The sequence below is a fragment of the Pantoea septica genome, from assembly GCF_002095575.1.
In the GTDB taxonomy this organism is placed as follows: domain Bacteria; phylum Pseudomonadota; class Gammaproteobacteria; order Enterobacterales; family Enterobacteriaceae; genus Pantoea; species Pantoea septica.
The window spans coordinates 17,304-40,881 of record NZ_MLJJ01000026.1 but is presented as its reverse complement, the minus strand read 5'-3'; the positions used below and the strand labels follow the sequence as shown (position 1 = coordinate 40,881).

General features: G+C 59.2%; 23 protein-coding genes. 5 read left to right on the top strand and 18 right to left on the bottom strand.

The features are described from left to right. The first annotated feature begins 210 nt into the window (after positions 1 to 210). A complete protein-coding gene (locus tag HA46_RS14615; RefSeq protein ID WP_033793196.1) occupies positions 211 to 1,275 on the top strand; it encodes an NAD(P)-dependent alcohol dehydrogenase in 1,065 nt (354 codons plus the stop codon). Between the two features lie 39 nt (positions 1,276 to 1,314). Here HA46_RS14615 and HA46_RS14610 read toward each other — a convergent pair whose 3' ends face one another. The 6 genes from HA46_RS14610 to dnaB form a co-directional block, all read right to left on the bottom strand. Then, complete coding sequence (locus tag HA46_RS14610) at positions 1,315 to 1,650, bottom strand: MmcQ/YjbR family DNA-binding protein (protein WP_033793195.1); 336 nt, start codon at positions 1,648 to 1,650, stop codon at positions 1,315 to 1,317. Continuing rightward, a complete protein-coding gene (locus HA46_RS14605) occupies positions 1,647 to 2,069 on the bottom strand; it encodes a secondary thiamine-phosphate synthase enzyme YjbQ (RefSeq protein WP_033749156.1) in 423 nt (140 codons plus the stop codon). The genes HA46_RS14610 and HA46_RS14605 overlap by 4 nt, the downstream gene beginning before the upstream one ends. A 169-nt stretch (positions 2,070 to 2,238) precedes the next feature. Next, positions 2,239 to 3,432 carry an amino acid aminotransferase gene (locus HA46_RS14600; RefSeq protein ID WP_143807642.1) on the bottom strand — a complete coding sequence of 398 codons (1,194 nt, stop codon included), beginning with the start codon at positions 3,430 to 3,432 and terminating at the stop codon, positions 2,239 to 2,241. A 48-nt stretch (positions 3,433 to 3,480) separates the two neighbouring features. Next, positions 3,481 to 4,095 (bottom strand): YitT family protein, encoded by a 615-nt coding sequence (locus tag HA46_RS14595; RefSeq protein ID WP_033793193.1) that lies wholly within the window; start codon positions 4,093 to 4,095, stop codon positions 3,481 to 3,483. Between the two features lie 240 nt (positions 4,096 to 4,335). Continuing rightward, positions 4,336 to 4,827, bottom strand: coding sequence for an Lrp/AsnC family transcriptional regulator (locus HA46_RS14590; RefSeq protein WP_033749153.1), 492 nt, complete (start codon positions 4,825 to 4,827; stop codon positions 4,336 to 4,338). Between the two features lie 123 nt (positions 4,828 to 4,950). Beyond that, positions 4,951 to 6,357, bottom strand: a complete 1,407-nt coding sequence (gene dnaB / locus HA46_RS14585; protein WP_033793192.1) for a replicative DNA helicase — start codon at positions 6,355 to 6,357, stop codon at positions 4,951 to 4,953. A gap of 95 nt (positions 6,358 to 6,452) precedes the next feature. Here dnaB and HA46_RS14580 point away from each other — a divergent pair, with 95 nt between their 5' ends. After that, positions 6,453 to 7,436, top strand: coding sequence for a quinone oxidoreductase (locus HA46_RS14580; RefSeq protein ID WP_084885070.1), 984 nt, complete (start codon positions 6,453 to 6,455; stop codon positions 7,434 to 7,436). 189 nt (positions 7,437 to 7,625) lie between these two features. Here HA46_RS14580 and pspG read toward each other — a convergent pair whose 3' ends face one another. The 3 genes from pspG to HA46_RS14565 form a co-directional block, all read right to left on the bottom strand. Continuing rightward, complete coding sequence (gene pspG / locus HA46_RS14575) at positions 7,626 to 7,892, bottom strand: envelope stress response protein PspG (protein WP_033793190.1); 267 nt, start codon at positions 7,890 to 7,892, stop codon at positions 7,626 to 7,628. Between the two features lie 176 nt (positions 7,893 to 8,068). Then, positions 8,069 to 9,064, bottom strand: a complete 996-nt coding sequence (gene dusA / locus HA46_RS14570) for a tRNA dihydrouridine(20/20a) synthase DusA (RefSeq protein WP_033793189.1) — start codon at positions 9,062 to 9,064, stop codon at positions 8,069 to 8,071. A 111-nt stretch (positions 9,065 to 9,175) separates the two neighbouring features. Continuing rightward, the gene (locus HA46_RS14565; RefSeq protein ID WP_084885067.1) at positions 9,176 to 10,426 is read right to left on the bottom strand and encodes a conjugal transfer protein TraF; all 1,251 of its coding nucleotides are present in this window, start codon (positions 10,424 to 10,426) and stop codon (positions 9,176 to 9,178) included. A 445-nt stretch (positions 10,427 to 10,871) separates the two neighbouring features. Between HA46_RS14565 and zur the strand changes: the two genes are divergently transcribed. Then, positions 10,872 to 11,393, top strand: coding sequence for a zinc uptake transcriptional repressor Zur (gene zur / locus HA46_RS14560; protein WP_033793187.1), 522 nt, complete (start codon positions 10,872 to 10,874; stop codon positions 11,391 to 11,393). Positions 11,394 to 11,441: 48 nt separating this feature from the next. Here zur and HA46_RS14555 read toward each other — a convergent pair whose 3' ends face one another. The 4 genes from HA46_RS14555 to HA46_RS14540 form a co-directional block, all read right to left on the bottom strand. Beyond that, positions 11,442 to 11,654: a CsbD family protein gene (locus tag HA46_RS14555; RefSeq protein WP_033749146.1), complete on the bottom strand. Its 213-nt coding sequence runs from the start codon at positions 11,652 to 11,654 to the stop codon at positions 11,442 to 11,444. A gap of 180 nt (positions 11,655 to 11,834) precedes the next feature. Beyond that, positions 11,835 to 13,157: an MATE family efflux transporter DinF gene (gene dinF, locus HA46_RS14550; protein WP_084885065.1), complete on the bottom strand. Its 1,323-nt coding sequence runs from the start codon at positions 13,155 to 13,157 to the stop codon at positions 11,835 to 11,837. A gap of 130 nt (positions 13,158 to 13,287) precedes the next feature. Then, positions 13,288 to 13,902, bottom strand: coding sequence for a transcriptional repressor LexA (gene lexA / locus HA46_RS14545; RefSeq protein ID WP_033749144.1), 615 nt, complete (start codon positions 13,900 to 13,902; stop codon positions 13,288 to 13,290). A gap of 106 nt (positions 13,903 to 14,008) precedes the next feature. Beyond that, on the bottom strand, positions 14,009 to 14,377 hold the full coding sequence (locus HA46_RS14540; protein WP_033749143.1) for a diacylglycerol kinase: 369 nt from the start codon (positions 14,375 to 14,377) through the stop codon (positions 14,009 to 14,011). A gap of 128 nt (positions 14,378 to 14,505) precedes the next feature. Between HA46_RS14540 and plsB the strand changes: the two genes are divergently transcribed. After that, positions 14,506 to 16,929 (top strand): glycerol-3-phosphate 1-O-acyltransferase PlsB, encoded by a 2,424-nt coding sequence (gene plsB / locus HA46_RS14535; RefSeq protein WP_084885063.1) that lies wholly within the window; start codon positions 14,506 to 14,508, stop codon positions 16,927 to 16,929. A gap of 212 nt (positions 16,930 to 17,141) precedes the next feature. On the opposite strand, the gene ubiA is transcribed toward plsB, so the two are convergent. The 3 genes from ubiA to psiE all read right to left on the bottom strand — a co-directional run bounded on the left by ubiA (position 17,142) and on the right by psiE (position 19,031). After that, entirely contained in the window at positions 17,142 to 18,008 is an 867-nt protein-coding gene (gene ubiA / locus HA46_RS14530; protein ID WP_208857420.1) for a 4-hydroxybenzoate octaprenyltransferase, read from the bottom strand. A 30-nt stretch (positions 18,009 to 18,038) separates the two neighbouring features. After that, on the bottom strand, positions 18,039 to 18,551 hold the full coding sequence (ubiC, locus tag HA46_RS14525; RefSeq protein WP_033749141.1) for a chorismate lyase: 513 nt from the start codon (positions 18,549 to 18,551) through the stop codon (positions 18,039 to 18,041). A gap of 69 nt (positions 18,552 to 18,620) precedes the next feature. Continuing rightward, the gene (gene psiE, locus HA46_RS14520) at positions 18,621 to 19,031 is read right to left on the bottom strand and encodes a phosphate-starvation-inducible protein PsiE (protein WP_033749140.1); all 411 of its coding nucleotides are present in this window, start codon (positions 19,029 to 19,031) and stop codon (positions 18,621 to 18,623) included. A gap of 288 nt (positions 19,032 to 19,319) precedes the next feature. Between psiE and HA46_RS14515 the strand changes: the two genes are divergently transcribed. Beyond that, positions 19,320 to 20,945: a Na/Pi cotransporter family protein gene (locus tag HA46_RS14515; protein WP_033793198.1), complete on the top strand. Its 1,626-nt coding sequence runs from the start codon at positions 19,320 to 19,322 to the stop codon at positions 20,943 to 20,945. A gap of 25 nt (positions 20,946 to 20,970) precedes the next feature. On the opposite strand, the gene panS is transcribed toward HA46_RS14515, so the two are convergent. Continuing rightward, a complete protein-coding gene (gene panS / locus HA46_RS14510) occupies positions 20,971 to 21,888 on the bottom strand; it encodes a ketopantoate/pantoate/pantothenate transporter PanS (RefSeq protein ID WP_033793183.1) in 918 nt (305 codons plus the stop codon). A 240-nt stretch (positions 21,889 to 22,128) separates the two neighbouring features. Then, entirely contained in the window at positions 22,129 to 23,481 is a 1,353-nt protein-coding gene (lysC, locus tag HA46_RS14505) for a lysine-sensitive aspartokinase 3 (RefSeq protein WP_033793182.1), read from the bottom strand. Positions 23,482 to 23,578 lie beyond the last annotated feature (97 nt).

Below are 23,578 nucleotides of genomic sequence, written 5' to 3'. Positions count from 1 at the left end.
CGCAAGCGGGCCTTTTTTACTGCATATTCCATCCGATAAAAACAGAATCAGGCAAGATTCAGGCATGTATAGGCATAGCCGCGCTGGCCCTCTGTGACTATCCTTTTAACGTTCCTCATTGGCGCGCCCTGATGGCTGCGCCCTCTTATCACGGCGCTCTGCGCGCCGAACTCAAGATTCTATTCACGACACAACGAACCTGGAGACACCATGAATATTACGCACGCCTATGCTGCTCAGGACGCGAAATCCCCACTGGCGCCGTTCGATTACAAACCGCGCGAGCTGCGCGCGCATGATGTACAGATTGAAGTGTTGTTCTGCGGCGTTTGTCACTCTGACCTGCACCAGGCCCGCAACGAGTGGAAAAACACCCTTTTTCCGGTCGTGCCGGGACATGAAATCGTCGGCCGCGTGACCGCTGTCGGCGGCCACGCCAGCAAATATAAAGTCGGCGATCTGGTGGGCGTCGGCTGCATGGTCGACTCCTGCCGCAGCTGTCCGAGCTGTCAGGAAGGGCTGGAGCAGTATTGCGAAGTCGGCTTCGTCGGCACCTATAACGGTCAGGATCGCGAAACCGGCGATGTCACCTACGGCGGTTACTCAACGGCGGTGGTCGTCGATGAGAACTTCGTGCTGCGCGTGCCGGAAAATCTGGATCTGGCGGGCGTCGCGCCGCTGCTGTGCGCAGGCATCACCACCTATTCGCCGCTGCGCCACTGGAACGTCGGTCCGGGGAAAAAAGTCGGTATCGTCGGCCTGGGCGGACTGGGCCATATGGGCGTGAAAATTGCGCACGCGATGGGCGCGCATGTGGTGCTGTTCACCACCTCGCCGTCGAAAATCGAAGACGGCAAGCGCCTGGGCGCGGATGAAGTCGTGATCTCGAAAGATGCGGATCAGATGGCGCAACACGCTAACAGCTTCGATTTCATCCTGAATACCGTAGCGGCGCAGCACGATCTCAACCCGTTTATCGCCCTGCTGAAGCGCGACGGCAATATGACGCTGGTCGGCGCGCCGGAGCACGATCACCCGGCACCGCAGGTATTTAACCTGATCATGAAACGCCGCAGCATCGCCGGCTCGCTGATCGGCGGCATCGCCGAAACGCAGGAGATGCTCGATTTCTGCGGCAAGCACGGCATTACTTCCGATATCGAACTGATTGCGATGAATCAGATTAACGAAGCCTACGAGCGTATGCTGAAAAGCGACGTGAAGTACCGCTTTGTTATCGATATCAATACGCTGCGCGACGAAGCGGCGGCGTAAGCGAAACCCCGGCGCGCGGCTTCAGGCCGCGCGCTTCTCTCAGACGCCCGCCGCGCGGGTCGCGCCAGCCTGCTGATAAGAGGCATCCACCAGATAGTAGATCTGCGAATCTTTCAGCGATCCGTCCAGCAACAGCGTGCTCCAGTGCGTCTTATTAAGATGCGCGCTGGGAAAGACGTCGCTGTGCTCCTCGCGCAGCAAGTCCGCCAGCGCAGGCGTCGTTTTCAGCGACACCGCCGGACGCCCTTCAACTTCATGCACCATGGCGAACAGCACGCCGCCGCTTTTAATTTGCGTCGCTTTCCAGTCGCTGTGGACGCTCTGCTCCGCGTCCGGTTTGCTCATGCAGTAAGTCAGCAGATCTGACGTATTCATTTCGACTCCCCTTGTAAAGTGGCGACAATGCGCCGCGCGCCGCCGTGGATGCGGTGTTCCCCTAACCAGATGCCCTGCCAGGTGCCCAGCATCAGCCTGCCGCGCTGAACCGGCAGCAGCAGCGATACGCCCAGCGTGGAGGATTTGATATGGGCCGGCATATCGTCGCGGCCTTCATAGTCGTGCTGGTAAGGCGCCGCTTCCGGAACCTGACGCATAAAATGGTTTTCCATATCGCTGCGCACCGTGGGATCGCAGTTTTCATTTAGCGTCAGCGACGCGGAGGTGTGCTGCAGCAGCAGGTGCAGCAGGCCGGTCTGCACCTGCGCCAGCGCCGGAATTTGGCCGACGATCTCGTCAGTGACCAGATGAAAACCGCGTGATTTCTCACCGAGCGTGAGCGTTTGTTGATGCCACATGCCTTGTTCCTGAGTTGGTTACACCGTTTAAGTGTGCAATAAGTCGCGGAAAGGTAAACCTGAAGGCGAAAAAAAACCGTCAGCCTGAGCGGACGGTTTACTTTTGAAACAAGCCAGGGACGCTTTGCTCTTCGGCTCCAGTCACCCGCTTGCAGACATCATCGCTGCATCACATGACGGCGGCAAACGCCTGCGCGACCTGCTGCACGTTATTGCTGTTAAGCCCGGCGACGCAGATACGGCCGCTGCCCACCAGATAGATGCCGAACTCTTCACGCAGTCGATCGACCTGCTGCGCGCTCAGGCCGGTGTAGCTGAACATGCCGCGCTGCTTCAGCAGGTAGTCGAAGTTTTTGCCGGGCAGCGCCGTGCTGAGCACATCCACCAGGGTTTTGCGCATGGCGATAATACGCAGGCGCATCGCCTCGACTTCCGCCAGCCAGTTCGCTTTCAGAGCATCGTCGTTGAGCACGCGCGCCACCACCTGCGCGCCGAAGTTCGGCGGGCTGGAGTAGTTGCGGCGCACCGTGGCTTTCAGCTGGCCCAGCACGCGTCCCGCCTCTTCGGCGCTGTCGCACACGATAGAGAGGCCGCCGACGCGCTCGCCATACAGCGAGAAGATTTTCGAGAAGGAGTTGCTGACCAGCGCCGGCAGGCCGGCGGCGGCGATAGCGCGAATGGCATAGGCGTCCGCTTCCATTCCCGCGCCGAAGCCCTGATAGGCGATGTCGAGGAACGGGATCAGCTCCTGCGCCTTCAGCACCTCAACGGTTTGATCCCACTGCGCGTCAGTGAGGTCGGCGCCGGTCGGATTATGGCAGCAAGGGTGCAGCAGCACGATGCTCTGCTTCGGCAGCGCTTTCAGCGCGGCGAGGAAGGCGTCGAATTTTACGCCGTTGGTCTCTGCGTCGTACCACGGATAGCTCTTCACCTCGAAACCCGCGCCGTTGAAGATCGCCACGTGGTTATCCCAGGTCGGATCGCTGACCCATACGCTGGAGTTTGGGAAGTAGCGCTTGAGGAAATCCGCGCCGACTTTCAGCGCGCCGGAGCCGCCCAGCGTCTGAATCGAGGCGATACGGCCCGCCTTCAGCATAGGGTGGTCAGCGCCGAACAACAGCGGCGCAATGGCGTTGCGATACGCGTTGAGGCCTTCCATCGGCAGATAGAGCGACGCCTGCTGCGGCTCCGCCTTGAGCTGCTCTTCTGCGGCGGCGACCGCCTGCAGCTGAGGAATAATGCCCTGCTCGTCATAGTAGAGGCCGATGCTGAGATTCACTTTATTCGCGCGCGGATCCTGTTTAAAGGTTTCCATCAGCGACAGAATCGGATCGCCGGCGTAGGCATCAACGTTTTGAAACACGGTGCAGATCTCCATGTGTGGTCGTAAAAATCAGAGGTGTATGCAGCATTAAACCATGTACCGTCCGGGACGATGGTTCATGGCGATAATCAGGTTAAGGATCACTGCGCCCGCGACCGACGCCAGCAGCATCGGCCCGCTGACGACGAACAGCGACGCCAGCACGACGCAGGTATCGACGGCCATTTGCAGTTTGCCGGCGCGCAGCCCAATGCGATCCTGCAGCCACAGCGCCAGGATATTGATTCCGCCCAGGCTGGCTTTATGACGAAACAACACTATAAACCCAATGCCCATGATCACGTTACCGAACAGTGTCGCATAAAAGGGATTGAGCGCGGAAAAGTGGACAAAGAGCGGATGCAGATGGGTGAAGAGCGACACCAGCCCCACCGCGCAGAACGTTTTCAGCGTAAATTCCCATCCCATGCGGCGCACCGCCAGCCAGTAAAACGGCAGGTTGATCAGAAAAAAGGCGCTGCCGAACGAGAGCGGCGACAGGTAGCTAATCAGGAAAGCGATGCCGGCGGTGCTGCCGGTTAGCGCGCCCGCCTGTTTCAGCATAATGACGCCAAAGGAGACCATCAGCGTGCCGAGCACAATCGCCAGCGCGTCTTCTATGCGCGAATGGGGAATGCGGGTAGGTTCTACGACGTTATCCATAGGTAATCTTATTGCACTCTAAGGGAAGAAAAGCGTGGCTTTTAGATGCAAAAAACGCACCATACCGTCGGCTTATAGCCGCCTTCGGCAGGTGCCAGTGATTATCCAGTTGATAACTAAGGCGCTTTTGTTGCTTGTTTTGCGCACGCCTTGCGGATAAACCGTCAATTCATGCACAAATTCTAATTCTTACGCATATCTCTTGCATTATCTGGCGCACTATTGCACCAATTAAGCACATCACGCACTCTTTTGGCGCATTTTGTGCGCCGGCGCCATCATGAGTCCGTTCTCTTTCAGGCGGCCCAGCACCACCGAGGTTTTCACATGCGACACGCTTTGATGGCCCGCTACCAGCTGGCTTATCAGCGCGCTCAGCGAAGCGAGATCCGCTACGGCGACTTTCAGCAGATAATCGGCGTCGCCGGTGGTCTTGTAGGCGTCGACGATCGCCTCTTCCTGCTCCACCATGCGGTGAAAGCTGTCAACGTATTCGGCGGTGTGGTTAATCAGCCGCACCTCGATCAGACCAACCATGCCCAGCCCGATCGCATCAGGTGACAGACGCGCATGATAGCCAAGAATCAAATTCGCCTGTTCAAGGTTGATGCGGCGGCGCGAACATTGCGATGCCGACAGGCCCACTAAATCGCTCAGCTCCTGATTGGTCAGGCGGCCGTTAGATTGTAATAAAGTCAGTATTTTCAGGTCGTAATCATCTACGTGAGTCATGCTGCTTCCAGTGCGTAATCGTGCGCTGTGATACAGATAACCCGATTAACGGCGGGGTTGTCCAACACTATTTTCTGATGATGCGAGGCGGCATGCACAGATCGTGCATGCCGGCAGAGGCGGTTATTCGTCGTCGTAAGCCGGACCGGCATAATTGTCGAAGCGCGACCACTGGCCGTTGAAGGTCAGGCGCACCGTACCGATAGGACCGTTACGCTGCTTACCCAGAATAATTTCGGCGATGCCTTTAAGATCGCTGTTCTCATGGTAAACCTCGTCGCGGTAGATAAACATAATCAGGTCGGCGTCCTGCTCGATAGAGCCGGATTCACGCAGGTCGGAGTTGACCGGACGCTTATCGGCGCGCTGCTCCAGCGAGCGGTTGAGCTGCGACAGCGCCACTACCGGCACGTTAAGCTCTTTCGCCAGCGCCTTGAGCGAGCGAGAGATTTCGGCGATCTCCAGCGTACGGTTGTCGGAGAGCGACGGCACGCGCATCAGCTGCAGGTAGTCGATCATGATCATGCTCAGCCCGCCGTTTTCGCGGAAGACGCGCCGCGCGCGCGAGCGCACTTCGGTCGGCGTCAGGCCGGAAGAGTCGTCGATATACATATTCTTCTTCTCCAGCAGGATGCCCATGGTGCCGGAGATACGCGCCCAGTCTTCATCGTCAAGCTGGCCGGTACGGATGCGCGTCTGATCCACGCGCGACAGCGACGCCAGCATACGCATCATAATCTGCTCGCTGGGCATCTCCAGACTAAAGATCAGCACCGGTTTGTCGTGCAGCATGGCGGCGTTTTCGCACAGGTTCATAGCGAAGGTGGTTTTACCCATCGACGGACGCGCCGCGACGATAATCAGATCCGACGGCTGCAGGCCGGCGGTCTTTTTATTCAGGTCCTGATAGCCGGTGTCGACGCCGGTCACGCCGTCGTGCGGCGTCGAGACCAGGGATTCGATACGCGAAACCGTGGCTTCCAGCACCTCCTGAATGTTCTTCGGCCCTTCATCTTTGCTGGCGCGCGACTCGGCGATTTTAAAGACGTTGGACTCGGCAAAGTCGAGGAGTTCGTCGCTGTTGCGCCCCTGCGGATCGTAACCGGCGTCGGCGATCTGATTCGCTACCGAGATCATTTCGCGCACGACCGCGCGTTCGCGCACGATATCCGCATAGGCGCCGATGTTCGCCGCGCTGGGGGTGTTTTTCGCCAGCTCCGCCAGATAGGCGAACCCGCCGGCCATCTCCAGCTCGCCGCGCGTTTCCAGCGACTCGGAGAGCGTGATCAGGTCGATGGGCTGGCCCGCTTCCAGCAGACGCTGCATCTCGGAAAAGATCAGACGGTGCGAGCGGTTGAAGAAATCTTCCGCCACGACGCGTTCGGAGACGTTGTCCCAGCGTTCGTTATCCAGCATCAACCCACCCAGCACCGACTGCTCCGCTTCAATCGAATGCGGCGGCATTTTAATACCTTCCAGCTGCCGGTCGGGCGTGTCGTTCGATTTGTTGGTGGGTTTATTTCCTGCCATAGTGAATGCAATACCGATCTTCTGAGGGGACGCGCCAGTATACCTTATGGCGGCGCGCCTCTCACGCCTCATGTTGAACAATCACAGGAGTAAAAATGGCAAAGCGTATTCAGTTCACCGCGCAGGGCGGGCCTGAGGTTTTGCAGTGGATGGATGTCGATCCTGCCGATCCTGCTGAACGCGAAGTGCAGGTAGAGAACCGGGCCATCGGCATTAACTATATCGACACCTACGTGCGCGGCGGCCTTTATCCTGTTCCCGCGCTGCCGTCGGGCCTCGGCACCGAAGCCGCGGGCGTGGTGAAGCGCGTCGGCAGCGCGGTCACGCGCTTTAAGCCGGGCGATCGCGTGGTCTACTGCCAGGCGACGCTGGGCGCCTACAGCGAGCTGCACAACGTGGCGGAAGATCGCCTGATGCTGCTGCCGGACGCCATCAGCTTCGAACAGGCTGCCGCCAGCTTTTTGAAGGGGCTGACCGTGCACTATCTGCTGCGCCAGACCTACCAGGTGAAGCCGGACGAGACCTTTCTGTTCCATGCGGCGGCGGGCGGCGTCGGCCTGATCGCCTGCCAGTGGGCGAAAGCGCTCGGTGCGCATCTTATCGGCACCGTCGGGTCGGCGGAAAAGGCGAAGCTGGCGAAAGCGGCGGGCGCCTGGGCGACCATCAACTACCGGGAAGAGAATATCGCCGAGCGCGTCAGCCAGCTGACCGACGGCAAAAAAGTCGCGGTGGTGTATGACTCGGTAGGCAAAGATACCTGGGAAGCGTCGCTGGATTCGCTGCGTCGTCAGGGACTGATGGTGAGTTTTGGTAATGCTTCCGGGCCGGTTACCGGCGTGGATTTGAGCATCCTCAACCAGAAAGGCTCGCTGTTCGTCACGCGTCCTTCGCTCTACGGCTATATCACCAACCGCGAAGAGCTGGAGCGGGCGAGCAACGATCTCTTCTCGCTGCTTGCCAGCGGCGCAATTAAGGTTGAGGTGCCGGAGCAGCAGAAGTTCCCGCTGAAAGAGGCGGAGCGAGCGCACCGCGCGCTGGAAAGCCGCAGCACCCAGGGATCGAGCCTGCTTATTCCCTGATGCCTGAATGCAAACGGGGCTTCCCGTAGGAAGCCCCTTTTCTTTTTATCGTTCGCGCTGGTGTAGGGACAGCGGCGATGAATTCATGTCGACTCAACGGCGATCATCCTGGCAGAAAACATAAGTAAAAAATATGTTTAATTGCGAAACTGGCATAAGCAATCTGTCAGTCTGTGATCGCCCCCGCAATTAATAGCCGCGACGTCGTTCTAACTTGCTGATTTTCCGACGCAGCCTGCGGCGCGCTCGCTCGCGGCTGTCGCCGCAAAAGTTGCGATACGCCCAGGCGGCAACCAGCGCCAGCACTAGCCACGGCAACAATTTGATTACAAGCGCAAAAAGGCCACCGATAAACATTACCGCAGTCGCGACCACCAGCGCCGCCAGCACGCCCAGCAGCGAGACGCCCGTAACCAGAAGCATCAGGAAAAAGCCCAGCACAAATAGAATTTCCACGTTGTTACTCCTCTTGTTAGTTCTACAGCTTTATTACAAGAAGCGTGCCAGAATGTATCTCGTTGAATTAACGCAAAAATAGCCATGCTGAACGCCATAGTAATGGCGAATTTCATCGATTTTTGGCGTAAAAAAAACCAGCGCTCAGGCTGGTTTTTTTCCGCTGCCGCAGGTGGTCAGGCTTCCTGCGGGATCTTATCCGCTACCAGCGCCAGCGCGGCTTCCAGCACGCGTACGTCGGCGCCTGGCTTATGCGCGTTTTCACTCAGATGGCGACGCCACTGACGCGCGCCGGGAATGCCCTGGAACAGGCCGAGCATATGACGCGTGACGTGACCGAGATAAGTGCCTTTCGCCAGCTCCGCCTCTATATAGGGATACATGCTGCGCACCACCGCGACCGGATCCGCAGCCGGAGCGTCACGGCCGAAAAGCTCGCGATCGACCTGCGCCAACAGGCCGGGGTTCTGGTAGGCCTCGCGCCCCATCATCACGCCATCGAGATGCTGCAGATGCGTTTTGGCCTCTTCCAGCGACTTCACGCCGCCGTTAATGGCGATCGTCAGCTGGGGAAAATCGCGCTTCAGCTGATAGACGCGCGGATAGTCGAGCGGCGGGATTTCACGGTTCTCTTTCGGGCTCAAGCCGGAAAGCCAGGCTTTACGCGCGTGAATGATAAAGGTGTCGCAGCCGCCGCGCTGCGCGACGGTGCCGACAAAATCGGTCAAAAATGCGTAGCTGTCCTGCTCGTCGATGCCGATACGGGTTTTTACCGTCACCGGAATCGACACCACCTGACGCATGGCGTCGATGCACTCGGCCACCAGCGACGCTTCCGCCATCAGGCAGGCGCCGAAGCGTCCGTTCTGGACGCGATCGGAGGGGCAGCCGACGTTGAGGTTTACCTCGTCGTAGCCACGCTCTTCCGCCAGCTTCGCGCACTGCGCCAGCGCCGCCGGATCGCTGCCGCCAAGCTGCAGCGCGACCGGATGTTCCGCCTCGCTGTAGGCCAGGTAGTCGCCCTTGCCGTGAATAATGGCGCCGGTGGTCACCATTTCAGTGTAGAGCAGCGTGTCGCCGGTCAGCTGACGATGGAAATAGCGGCAGTGTCGGTCGGTCCAGTCGAGCATCGGCGCGATGGAAAAACGTTGCGAGGAGAAAGAATTGCTCATGAAGCGCAGAAAATCCGTTAAGGGTGATGATAATCTGCGCAATGATAGCACATTAACACGGTGCCGGGCGACTCCGCATCGCCCGGTTTAGAGCCGGCTGAGAATCGCCGATCAGAAGTTAAACCCGAGCTGCATCATCGCGCCCCAGGTATTGTTGTCGCCTACCGAACCTGCCAGATCCAGATGCACCGCATTGTTGAACGGCGACACGCCGAAGCCGGCGGTGAAGACATTTTCGTCGTTGGATTTCATATCCGCGCGGTAGCCGGCGCGCAGCGCCAGCCAGTCGAGCACGCGGTATTCGCCGCCGACGCCGGCGTACTGGCTGCTCTCTTCCGATTTAAAGCGTTTCGTTTCGGTAAGATCCACATCCAGCGCGGCGGTAAAGGGGCCGCCGTTCCACGACAGGCCAGAGGTCACCAGCGGACGGATCTGGTAGGTGTCGCGATAGCCGTTGGTCTCTTTGGTCTTCAAATCGCGCGACACCAGGTTCTGTCCGGTGACGCCCAGCGTCCAGCTGTCGCCCAGCGGCGTCGCTAAACCGGCGTCGACGTTGAAACCGGTATTGTCGTTGCGGTAGCGGCTGCCGTTGAGGTCGTTTTTATCGTAGTTGTAGATGCTGGCGGTGTAGTTATAGAGCCAGGTTTTCTGGATCTTCGGCGTGACGCCGACCGAAACCGGATGTCCCGCTACGCTGAACTCGCGCGCTACGGCGATGCCGTAGTCGGTGACCAGCGCCGCCAGTCCGTTTGCGCTGGAACGCAGGTTATTCTGGTCGCCCGGAACGGGAATAACGGTGCCGTTCGCCACGCCGTCAAGATAGGCGATGTCGCTCTGCGCCACGTTGGCGCGCAGGTGCACCGTGCCGTACGCCTTGGTAATAAAGGCGAAGGGCAGCGTTTCGTTGGGAACGGTTACCGCCAGCGCGACGCCCGCCGTGCCGTTGGCTTTGTTGCCGCGCAGGTCGCGCAGCTGGTTCGCCACATCGCTTGATGCCGCCTTCAGCTGAGGATAGCCGTTCAATAAATCGCGGGGACCCAGATTGTTAATAACATTCCGATAGCGGTCAACGGTATCGCTGATGTCATCGACTTTATCGACCATTTTGTCTTTATCGGTAATCTGCAGGCCAGCAGAAGGAAAAATAATGCCGACGTTATCGTCCGGCTGCGCGCGCGTCATTAGCGCCGGGTTCGCCAGCACGGCGGAGCTCCACGTAGAGGACGCGACGCCTGTACCGCCCATCGCGTCGTTGCGCGCGTCATACCAGGTCCCCGCAGCCATAGCGGAAGAAGAGATAAAGAGCGCGTTTAAAACAGCAGGATATAAAAGCGCAGAGCGCCGGGTGGTTTTGTTCGCCATTTGTCTGCCATCACCTTGATCAGGAAAACATTCATCATCGGAATTTGTCGTTAGCGCTATTGTGAATCTCGGCTAACGGTTCATTGCTGTGAATTCAGTCGAAACAGCACTGTTATTCGCCGGATTGGATGTTTTAGCTACAAATCGGCGCTTTTATTATTTAGCGGGGTAGTCAAAAAGGATATTAAGGCCAGCAGTTGCTTAAGGCCTCATGAACATTAGTGCTTAACCTGGTGAGTTGTAAAGCAAAACCATATTTTTGTTATTTTATGTCTCACTGACGTTGGCACTGATTAGCGTCAAAGAAACACATTTATTCACCCTGTATCAGCCTAATGCTTTGATATTAATGGGTCATGACAGGCACTGTGCTGAAAGCGCGCAACTTAAGCGCAAGCGCGTCTGCTGTGATAAGATAACATCTCGTTTTCAGCGGAGAATCACCATGTCGACAATGACGCCAGAAAAAATCATGACTCAGGCGGAAAAACTCTGCCTGCAACGCGGCGTGCGACTGACCGCGCAGCGCGCTGAGGTGTTACGTCTGATGGCGGCGCAGCATGGATCGATTAGCGCTTACGACCTGCTGGATCAGCTACGCGCCAGCGAGCCGCAGGCGAAGCCGCCGACAGTGTATCGCGCGCTCGATTTCTTGCTGGAGCAGGGATTTATCCATCGGGTGGAATCAAACAATAGCTACGTGGTTTGCCATCATTTTGAGGCGCCGGCACATACTTCGGTGATGCTGGTATGCGACCGCTGCGCGGCCGTCACGGAAAAGCAGGCGCAGGGCGTCGAGAATATTATTGCCGATTTGGCTGGCGAAGCGCGCTTTACGCTACGGCATAGCGTGATTGAGGCGCATGGGCTCTGTACCCGCTGTACGGAAGTCGAAGCCTGTACGCATCCGGATAGCTGCAGTCACGATCATGATTCTGAAGGGAAAAAGCGCGGAAAAAGAGGGTGAGCGGCACTTCCCTGTGCCGGTCGCTCAGGTCAATCCTGAGCGAAGGGATTACCAGCGGTAATCTTTATTCTGGGTTTCCCAGTCTGAGACTTCTTTCTCTGCCTCATCCTTAGCGTAACCGTAGCGTTCCTGGATTTTGCCGACCAGCTGATCGCGTTTGCCTTCGATAACCTGCATGTCATCGTCGGTCAGCTTGCCCCATTTTTCTTTGAATTTGCCTTTGAACTGCTTCCAGTTACCGCTCGCTTCGTCTTTGTTCATGTCAGACCTCCACGTCATCCTTAGTTTTACATACCACCCTATATTGGCAGTACGACAATACAAAGCGCTGCTGTGTCGCGCTGTTGTAAGATAATTATAGTAGACGAATCGGCAACTGGCGGGTAAATACAGAATAATCCGTCAGGCGCAGCGCTTTACGGCAGCCGCTGTGCGCGTAAATTAACTTTGAAACCAGCGGTTTAAGCGCCATTCACGCCGCCAGATCAGCCAAAGCGAAACGCCACGCAGCGCAAGAAAAACCGTAACCGCCAGCCATAAGCCGTGATTGCCTAACCAGGGGAGAGTCAACAGCGTCAGGAAGTAGCCAAGCGCGGCCATCGCCATACTGTTGCGCATTTCGCGTCCGCGCGTCGCGCCGATAAACAGGCCGTCCAGCAGATAACACCATACGCCCGCCAGCGGCAGAACGATCTGCCAGATGAGATAGCGATCCACCAGCTGCCGCAGCGACTCCAGCGAAGTAAGCATTGATACGATAGCGTCGCCGCTCGCCGCGTAGATGAGCGCAAAGGCCAGCGCGACCATGCCCGCCTGTCGGCAGGCGGCGTGCCATACCGACAGCAGTCGCTCTCCGTCGCGCGCGCCATAGGCCTCGCCAGAGACGGCTTCCACCGCATAGGCGAAGCCGTCGAGCGCATAGGCGGTAAAGGTGATGAACATCAGCAGAACGGCGTTAGCGGCGACAATCTCCGGCCCCAGCCGCGCGCCGATAAGCGTCAGCGATGCAAAGCAGAGCTGCAGCAGCAGCGAGCGGAGCATAATGTCGCGATTGAGGCGCAGCAGGCGGCTGATATCGCCGCGCCAGCTCTCTTTCAACATGGCTATCGAGATGCCGCGTAGCTTCAGTACGCGCCACACCATCGCCAGTCCAACCGCCAGCGTGACATATTCCGCCAGCGCCGTGGCGCTCGCCGCCCCTGCTACGCCCCACTTCAGCCCGAGCACCAGCCAGAGATCGAGCAGAATGTTGACCGCGTTGCCCACCACCAGCAGCACGACCGGGGCGCGGGCATACTGTACGCCCAGCAGCCAGCCGAGGATCACCATGTTCGCCAGCGTCGCCGGCGCGCTGAGCCAGCGGATATTAATAAAGATCGCGGCCTGCTCCTGCACCTGCGGATCGCCGCCCGCCAGCCGACCTGTCAGCGCGCTGAGCGGTTCACGCAGCAGGATAAACAGCAGGCCCGCAAACAGCGCCATCAGTAGCGGCTGCGTCAGGGCACGCGCCAGCGCCTGCGTATCGCGCGCGCCAAAGGCCTGCGCAGTAATGCCGGTGGTGCTCATGCGCAGAAACAGCAAAAGCATAAAAACGAAGCTGGTCGCGGTCGCGCCAATCGCGACGCCGCCAAGGTAAACCGGACTGTCGAGATGGCCGATAACGGCGGTGTCCACCAGGCCAAGCAGCGGCACGGTGATATTGGAGAGGATCATTGGCAGCGCCAGCCGCCAGAGTTGTCGGTCGTCAGCAGAGAAGAGACGCATCAGCCGGTCCATGCCTGAAAACGTAAAAAGAAGCGAGGCGGCCCCGGCGCGACGTTAGCCGCAGGAGGCGCGTGAAAAGACTATCGTACAGACGCCTGACGAAGGGATGCAGGCGTCTGAAGGCCAGCGGTCAGAGCCACTCGCCGTTGCGCACCACGCCTACCGCCAGACCTTCGACGGTCAGCGACTGCGTGCGGGTGTCGACGATAATCGGCTCGAAGTCGTTGTTCTCCGGCAGCAGATGAACCACGGTGCCCTGTTTTTTCCAGCGCTTTACCGTAACTTCGTCATCAATGCGCGCCACGACGACCTGACCGTTACGCACATCCTGCGTTTTATGCACAGCCAGCAGATCGCCATCCATAATGCCGATATCTTTCATCGACATACCGGCGACGCGCAGGAGGAAGTCAGCAGAGGGCTTGAACAGGTCGGGATCGACTTTGTAGTGCGTTTCAATATGTTCCTGCGCCAGCAGCGGCTCGCCGGCGGCGACGCGGCCGATTAACGGCAGCCCGTTGGACTCTTCCTCTTCCATCAGCAGGCGAATGCCGCGCGATGCGCCGGAAACGATCTCGATAACGCCTTTACGCGCCAGCGCTTTGAGGTGTTCTTCGGCGGCGTTGGGGGAACGGAACCCCAGCTGCGAGGCGATCTCCGCACGCGTTGGCGGCATGCCCGTCTGGTTGATATGGTCGCGAATCAGGTCATAAACCTGTTGCTGCCTGGTGGTTAATGCTTTCATCCCGCCCCCTGGTTGTTTATACAGTCGCTGTGAGTATATACAGGTATTGGCGAAATGAAAACCAAAACCCAGGGAAATAACAGCCGTTTGGGCAATTCTGGAAAGGCTACCGCAAGTGGGTCCAGAGCAGCGCGATCCAGACAAACAGCGCCAGTATGATAGCGAGCAAGACGGCGGCGGAGCCCATATCTTTCGCCCGCCCCGCCAGCGGATGACGCTCCTGGCCGATGCGGTCGACTACCGCTTCAATGGCGCTGTTGAGGATTTCGACGATGATCACCAGCACCACCGATCCGATCATCAGGATGCGCGCGACGGTGTCGACATCCAGCCAGCAGGCGATGACGATCGCGACGATGGCGGCCGTGGCTTCCTGACGAAACGCGGCTTCATGCTGCCAGGCGGCGCGTAGCCCCTGCCATGAGTAGCCTGCCGCTTTCACTATCCTGAGTAAGCCGGTGGTATTACTTGCCATTGCGAGGGAACCCTTTTAGTTGTTTGACGTCAATGTCTGGGCCAGGTGCGTTTGGCACCACCACAGATCTTCGCAGCACTTTCTGATATGCTTGCGGCGCTTTGCTAACAAGAGGCTTCATGTTGTCTATGTCAGGTTGGCGTAAACTTTATTATAAATTGTTGAATTTACCACTTTCCATTCTGGTAAAAACGAAGGCTATTCCGGGCGATCCCGTTTCCGAACACGGACTCGATCCGACGCGGCCGATTATGTACGTGCTGCCATACGATTCCAAGGCGGATTTGCTGACGCTGCGCCAGCAGTGTCTGAAGCATAATTTGCCCGATCCGCTGTCGCCGCTGGAAATCGACGGCGCGCTGCTGCCGCGCCACGTGTTTATCCACGACGGCCCGCGCGTATTCCCCCATTTCGGGCCGAATACGGAATCGGTGAAGATTTTCCACGAGTACCTCGATCTGCACCGCAACAATCCTCAGCTCGATATCCAGATGCTGCCGGTATCGGTAATGTTCGGTCGCGCGCCTGGCCGCGAGGTTCAGGGCGACGATGCGCCGCATCTGCGCGAGCTTAACGGGGTTGAGAAGTTCTTCGCTATTATCTGGCACGGCCGCGACAGCTTCGTGCGCTTTTCTCCGACGGTTTCGCTGCGCTGGATGGCGACGCAGCACGGCACCGATAAATCGATCGCGCAGAAACTGGCGCGCGTGGCGCGAATTCATTTCGCGCGCCAGCGTTTAGCCGCGGTCGGCCCACGTCTGCCGGCGCGTCAGGATCTCTTCAACAAGCTGCTGCAGTCCAAGGCGATTGAAAAAGCGGTGGAAGAAGAGGCGCGCAGTAAAAAGCTTTCCCATGAGAAGGCGCAGCAGAACGCCGTCGAGATGATGGAAGAGATCGCCGCCGACTTCTCCTATGAGGCGATCCGCGTCACCGATCGCGTGATGGGCTGGCTCTGGAGCCGTCTCTATCAGGGCATCAACGTCAACGGTGGCGAACGCGTGCGCCAGCTGGCGGAAGATGGCCATGAGATCGTCTATGTGCCCTGCCACCGCAGCCACATGGATTACCTGCTGCTCTCCTACGTACTTTATCATCAGGGTCTGGTGCCGCCGCATATCGCCGCGGGCATCAACCTGAACTTCTGGCCAGCCGGCCCGATCTTCCGCCGCCTGGGCGCGTTCTTTATTCGCCGCACCTTCAAAGGCAACAAACTTTACGCCACCGTGTTCCGCGAATATCTCGGCGAGCTTTTCAGCCGCGGCTATTCGGTCGAGTATTTCGTTGAAGGTGGGCGCTCACGTACCGGTCGTTTGCTCGATCCGAAAACCGGCACGCTGGCGATGACGCTGCAGGCGATGCTGCGCGGCGGCAAACGCCCCATTACGCTGGTGCCGATCTATATCGGCTATGAGCACGTGATGGAAGTGGGCACTTACGCCAAAGAGCTGCGCGGCGCGGCGAAAGAGAAAGAAGGCTTTATGCAGATGGTGCGCGGCCTGCGCAAGCTGCGCAATCTGGGCCAGGGCTACGTTAACTTCGGCGAGCCGCTGCCGCTGGTGAACTACCTTAATAAGCAGGTGCCGGAGTGGCGCGACGCCATCGATCCGATTGAACCGCAGCGTCCCAGCTGGCTGACGCCAACGGTGAACGATATCGCGGCGCGTCTGATGGTGCGCATCAACGAAGCGGGCGCCGCCAACGCCATGAACCTGTGCGTGACCGCGCTGCTCGCCTCGCGTCAGCGTTCGCTAACCCGCGAGCAGCTGATCGAACAGCTTGAGTGCTATACCGAGCTGCTGCGCAATGTGCCCTATTCGCCGGAATCGACCGTGCCGCCGCTTTCAGCGGAAGAGCTGCTAAATCATGCTATGAGCATGAACAAGTTCGAAACCGAGCAGGACAATATCGGCGACATCATCATTCTGCCGCGCGAGCAGGCGGTGCTGATGACCTATTATCGCAACAATATTCACCATATGCTGGTGATGCCGTCGCTGATTGCCGCCATTATTCAGCAGCACCCGAACCTGAGCGAAGCCGAACTGCTGCGCCAGGTGCGTCTGATTTACCCGATGCTAAAAAGCGAGCTATTCCTGCGCTGGGAAATCGACGCGCTGCCGGCGCTGCTGAGCGCCCTCTGTCAGGAGCTGGCGCGTCAGGGGCTGATTACGCTGCAAAATGGGCAGCTGCGCCACACCGCCGCGCGTTATCGCACGCTGCAGCTGCTGGCCGCCGGCATCCGCGAGACTCTGCAGCGTTTCGCCATCACCTTCTCGATCCTCAGCGCGAAGCCGACCATCAACCGCGGCACGCTGGAGAAAGAGAGCCGTATGCTGGCGCAGCGTCTTTCGGTGCTGCACGGCATTAATGCGCCGGAGTTTTTCGATAAGGCGGTGTTTACCACGCTGGTGCTGACGCTGCGCGATGAGGGTTATATCAGCGACACCGGCGACGCCGACGTCGAGCGTACGCAGGCTACCTGGCATATTCTGGCCGATCTGGTAACCAGCGATGTGCGGCTGACCATCGAAAGCGCGGTGGCGCACGAGTAGCCCGCCGCGGGCAGCAAAAACAGAGGGCGACAGAGATGTCGCCCTTTTTTGTTGCCTGGACGGTGCCTGCGCGGTGGGCATGGCCCGATCGCAAAGACGCAACAGCGGCATCCATGCCAGCTCGGCCCGCGTCATCTCTGACGCGGGACGCTTTGCTCTTCGGGCCATGCCCACCGCTTGTTTCAGCATGGGTGCCCGTTAAAAAACGGCGTTCAAAACAGCTGGCTAAACGGCGGCGTATTGAGCACTACGCCGATAAATACCACCAGGCCGACATAGTTATTGTTGAGGAACCCCTGAAAACAGGCGTCGCGCTCGCGGCGAACGATCAGCTTTTGCTGGTAGAGAAACAGCGCGGCGGCGGCGAGCAGCGACCAGTAAAAGAAGGCGTTAAGCTGCATCAGCAGGCCCACCAGCGCCAGCAAGCCTAGCGTTGCGAGCTGCAGCAGGCCGATAATCAGCTTGTCGTAGCGGCCGAACAGAATCGCCGTCGATTTGACGCCGATCTTGATATCGTCATCGCGATCGACCATGGCGTACTGCGTATCATAGGCGACGGTCCAGCAGATATTGGCCAGGAAAACCAGCCAGCACTCGAGTGGTAAGGACTCACTAACCGCAGCCCAGGCCATCGGAATCGCCCAGCCGAACGCCGCGCCTAATACCACCTGCGGCAGATGGGTATAGCGCTTCATAAAGGGATAGCACCAGGCCAGCGCCAGGCCGCCGAGCGAAAGCAGAATCGTCATCAGGTTCATGGTCAGCACCAGCGCGAACGCCAGTAAGCCCAGCAGCACAAACAGGATTTTCGCCTCTTTCTCGCTGACCGCGCCGCTGGGCAGCGGACGGCCTGCGGTGCGCTTCACGAAGCCGTCGACCTTGCGGTCGGCGAAATCGTTAATCACGCAGCCCGCCGCGCGCATCACAAACACGCCGAGCACAAACACCACCAGCACCGACAGCGGCGGCACGCCCATATCCGACAGCCAGAGCGCCCACAGCGTCGGCCACAGCAGCAGCAGCGTGCCGATCGGTTTATCAATACGCATCAGGCGGCTATAGGCCTGAAACTTACTCATCTGTACGCTTTTTTCCACGTTCAATCGTCCTCAGGCCAGGTCGCGGTAGAGCGGCGAGGCAGGTAAAAACAGTTCCGTCAGCAGCAGCGGCTTGCCCGACAGCCGCAGGCGCGAGCGGCGCCCCCAGAGCGCCCCAACGCTGCCCGGTTCGATAAAATCGCGGCTTAACGTCGAAGAGGAGAAAAGATAGCGGCCAAGCGGGCGCGTCCCGAGCTGTTGCAGCATCTGCTCCGGGCCGTTGAGCGTGCTTTCCGGCACCAGCGTGCGGCCGATAAGCCAGGGTTCGTCATCGCCGCACAGTACGATCTCGCGCAGCCAGAAGCGCGCATCGTCCGGCAGAAGCGCCCTTTCATCGGTGAGCTCATCGGCGTTGATAAAGCCTTCGCGCATCGGCCGCACCGTCACCTGCCGACAGTGCTGCTCGAAACGGCGCGTCATGGAGTCCTCCTCCATCAGCCAGTCCAGCAGCGGCGCGGTTAGCGTCGGATGCGTGGATGGCAGCCAGTTGAGCGCGCGTAATAAGCTGAGCGCCTCTTGCGACATATCACCACTCCCGTCAATTTTGAGGGCAACAGTGTAGCGCAGAGGCGCGGCGGGCACACCTGGCGGCAGCTATTCGCGCTTCAGGCGGTTGCTGTTCGCCAGCCACAGGGTCACCACCAGAATCAGGATGGCGCCAGAGTAGCAGAGCGTATCGAAGGGGTTTTTATGGTCGACGATGATCAGCCGGATAATCGCCGTAATGCCGATATAGACAAAATAGCGCAGCGGAAAGTGATAGCCAGACTGGAAGTATTTAACGATCAGCGCGATAAATTCGAAGTAGAGGAAATAGATAACGATCCCCTCAATCAGCAGATAAGAGGAGGCCTGCTCCCCAACGTTCAGCAGCACGTTGGCAAGGTGTAGCGTCTCTTTGCCCAGAAACACCGCCAGAATAACCGCCAGCGCCAGCAGTCCCAGGTTCAGCACCCATTGCAGCGCCAACGCGATGTACTGACCGCCAGTGGGTTTAACGTTCATGTTTTGCCTCGATAATGGCTTTTTAGTAAAGGATCGCCATCATGCTGTAATGTGATGTATATCACAAGATACCGCCGACGCTCCCCTCGCCGCTGCGGACAAAAATCCAGCATGGTTCCCCTTCCCGTATCAGCGAACTGGTCTACAGTTAAAAGGTCGGCAGCGCGCGCAGGTCGCTTAAAATTCAGGAAAAATTGCGCTCGTCCGGCCGTTCGTTTCGCAGATTGCTCTTTCCGTCAGGCTGGCTCTCTGCTGCTTTTTAGCCTGACGGTTATGGAGTGGCATGACGTGTTGACCCTGCTTAATCTTCTCTCCGCCGTTGCCCTGCTGGTCTGGGGCACTCATATCGTGCGCTCCGGCATTATGCGCGTCTTCGGCGCCGACCTGCGCCGCGTGCTCAGCCGCAGCATCGAAAAGAAACCCATGGCTTTTCTGGCAGGCATCGGCGTAACCACGCTGGTGCAGAGCAGTAACGCCACCACGCTGCTGGCGACCTCGTTTGTGGCGCAGAAGCTGATGGGCCTGACGCCTGCGCTGGTGGTGGTGCTGGGCGCCGACGTCGGCACCGCCATCATGGCGCGTATTTTGACCTTCGATCTCTCCTGGCTGTCGCCGCTGTTTATCTTTTTCGGCGTGGTCTTCTTCCTGTCGCGCAAGCAGACGCGTATCGGCCAGATGGGCCGCGCCAGCATCGGGCTGGGGCTGATTTTGCTGGCGCTGCAGCTGATTGTCAGCGCTGCCCGGCCGATTACGCAGGCGGCTGGGGTACAGGTGCTCTTCTCCAGCCTGACCGGCGATATTCTGCTGGATGCGCTCATCGGCGCGGTCTTCGCCATTATCAGCTACTCCAGCCTGGCGGCGGTGCTGATTACCGCCACGCTGACCGCCGCAGGCGTGATTTCGTTTAAAGTCGCGCTCTGTCTGGTAATCGGCGCCAACCTCGGCAGCGGCCTGCTGGCGATGCTGAACGCCAGCGGCTCCAACGCCGCCGGCAAGCGGGTGGCGCTCGGCAGCCTGCTTTTCAAACTGCTCGGATCGCTGGCGGTGCTCCCCTTTATCAACCTGCTGGCGCCCTGGCTGGATAAGATGCCGGTCAACGACGAAGAGCTGGTGATCTTCTTTCACGTCTTCTACAACCTGATCCGCTGCCTGATTATGGTGCCCTTCGCCGACCCGATGGCGCGGCTCTGCACCCGCCTTATCGGCGACGATGCCGAGGCGGAGATGGCGATGAAGCCTCGCCATCTCGACCGCAGCGCGCTGGATACGCCGACGCTGGCGCTGGTCAACGCCGCGCGCGAGACGCTGCGCATCGGCGACGTGCTGGAAATGATGCTGGAGGCCTTCAATAAAGTGGTGCACGGCGAAGTGCGCGAAGAGCGCACGGTGCGGCGGCTGGACGATGACGTAGACGTGCTCTATACCGCTATCAAGCTCTATCTGGCACGTATGCCGAAAGAGGATCTGTCGGAAGAGGATTCGCGCCGCTGGGGCGAAATTATCGAGATGTCGCTAAATCTTGAGCAGGCGGGCGACATTATCGAACGCATGAGCGGCGACGTGGCGGATAAGGCGCTGACCCCGCGCCGCGCCTTCTCGGCGGAGGGCATCCAGGAGTTGGAGACGCTGCATGAGCAGCTGCTGGCGAACCTGCGCCTTAGCCTGTCGGTGTTTCTCTCGCGCGACGTCACCAGCGCGAAACGGCTGCGCCGCGCCAAGCATCGCTTCCGCATTCTGATTCGCCGCTTTTCGCATGCGCATGTCGAGCGACTGCATCAGAAGAATGTCCAGAGCATTGAAACCAGCTCTCTGCATCTCGGACTGCTGGGGGATATGAAACGCCTGAATTCGCTGTTGTGCAGCGTGGCCTATACGCTGCTGGAGCAGCCGGACGACGAGCGGGACGAGGAGTGAAGCGGGGGCGCAGGCCCCCGCTCTGTTACTGCTTGTCGACCGGTTTGCCTGACCAGTAGCCAGCCAGCAGCGAACCCGAGAGATTGTGCCAGACCGAAAAGAGCGCGCCCGGCAACGCGGCCAGCGGTGAGAAGTAGAGCTTGCCCAGCGTCGCCGCCAGACCGGAGTTCTGCATGCCCACCTCCAGCGCCAGCGTGCGGCAGGTCGACTCGTCGAAGCCGAACAGCTTGCCGCCCCAGTAGCCGCCCAGCAGGCCGATGGCGTTATGCAGCACCACGGCGGCGATCACCATCAGGCCGACCGAACCGATAAAGCTTTGGCTGCCCGCCACCACGGCGCTGATGATCAACAGAATGCATACCATAGAGAAAGCCGGCAGATAAGGCTCGACCCGGCGCACCACGCCGTTAAAGCTGTGATGGACGATCAGCCCCAGGCTAATCGGGATCGCCACGATCTTCACGATGCTGAGCAACATGCCCACGACGTCCACCTGAATATGCGTATCGACGTAGAAGCGCGTCAGCAGCGGCGTCGCGAAAACGCCCACCAGCGCGGAAACCGAGGAGATGGTCACCGACAGCGCGACGTCGCCCTTCGCCAGATAGATCATTACGTTCGAGGCGGTGCCGCTGGCCACGCTGCCTACCAGGATCATGCCTGCCGCCAGATCCGGTGGCATCTGGAACAGCTTCGCCAGCGCCCAGGCGGCAAGCGGCATCACCAGATAGTGCAGAAAGGTGCCGGCGATGACCGGCGCCGGACGCACCAGCACGCGTTTGAAATCATCGATATTAAGCGTAACGCCCATACCAAACATAATCAGCATCAGCAGCCAGGAGACCCAGGGTCCGATGCCGAGAAAAGTGCCGGGCGAGTAGTAGGCGGCCACCGAGAGCAGCACGGCCCACAGCGGGAACAGGCGGGTTAATTTGGCGAGCATAGCCAGACTTCCTTCTTTGAATGTTGTGTTTTTTCGCGGGTTTGCCATAGAGAAACGCGACGCAGGAACGGGTGCGCCAGCGGAGCGGGATCATAACATTTCGTTATCGCAAGGTGAGGCCAGAAGGGAAAATGGGGATCGACTGCTGCCGATCCGCCAGATAGTGCCGGAAATACGCTGGCTTTTACGCTAAAAAGCGGTCGATCGCACCAGCCGGATCCGATCCGGCCGGGCGGATCGTTATTCGAACAGGTTTTTATGCAGCGCGCGCACGACGCTTTCCGCATCTTCGCCCGGCACCAGGAAACAGAGGTTGTAGCTGCTGGCGCCGTAGCAGATCAGGCGCAGGTTAAAAGGCTCAAGCGTGCCGAACACCTCTTTGCCGACGCCGCGCGCTCGGGAGAGGTTATTGCCGATGATCGCTACCAGCGCCAGGTTCTCTTCCACTTCGACGCGGCAGAGCGACGACAGCTCCGTCAGCAGCGCCTGGGTCAGCAGGCTGTCGCCGGTGGAGGTCGAGCCGGTGGTGTCGAGCGTCAGCGCCACGCTCACTTCCGAGGTGGTAATCAGATCCACGGAGATATTATGGCGCGCCAGAATAGTGAATACTTCGACGAGGAAGCCGCGCGAGTGCAGCATGTTCAGGCTGTGCAGCGTCAGCAGCGTCTGACGACGACGCAGCGCCAGCGCGCGGAACAACGGCGGGTTGGCGGTTTCGCGATGCACGCGCGTGCCGCCGGCGGCGGGATCTTTGCTTGAGCCGACAAACACAGGAATGTCGCTGCGCACCGCCGGCAGCAGCGTCGCCGGATGCAGCACCTTGGCGCCAAAGATCGCCATTTCGGTCGCCTCTTCGAAGGTGATGTCGTCGATACGCTTCGCGGACGGCACTACGCGCGGGTCAGTGGTGTAGATCCCCGCCACGTCAGTCCAGATATCGACACGTGCCGCTTTCAGCGCCTCGCCCAGCAGCGCGGCGGTATAGTCGCTGCCGCCGCGTCCCAGCGTGGTCGTGCGGCCCTTTTGCTCGCTGCCGATAAAGCCCTGAGTAATCACCAGCGACTGCGCCAGACGCGGCGTCAGCAGCGCGGCGGCCTGGTCGGCCAGCGTCGCGATTTCCGGCTCGGCGCGGCCGAAACGGTCGTTGGTGCGCATCACTTTACGCACGTCGAACCACTCCGCCTCTACCTGACGCTCGCGCAGAATCTCCACGAACAGCAGCGTGGACATCAGCTCGCCGTGGCTGACCAGTTCGTCGGTAAGGGCGTTGGAGGTCGCCAGCGAGGCGGCGTCGGAAAGCATGGTGATGTTTTCGATCATGCGGTCGATTTCATCACGGATAACGGCCGGGTTTTGCAGGCGTTCGACAATCGCATACTGGATGCGGCGAATTTCATCCAGCAGGTAAGCGCGCTGCGCCTGCTCCTGGCCTTCCGCCAGCGAGACCAGCAGATTGGTCACGCCCGCCGAGGCGGAGAGCACCACCAGACGCGTGTTGGCATTGGCCAGCACCACATCGGCGCTGCGGTTCATAGCATCGAAATCGGCAACGCTGGTGCCGCCAAATTTCGCCACGATCAGAGTTTGAGACATGTACGACCTCGTGTCAGGTTATCTTCTCCCGCGTGTATGGGACGGGAGACATTGTATCAGCCTTGGCACAAGGGAAGAGCAGAATTGGGCAGACAAG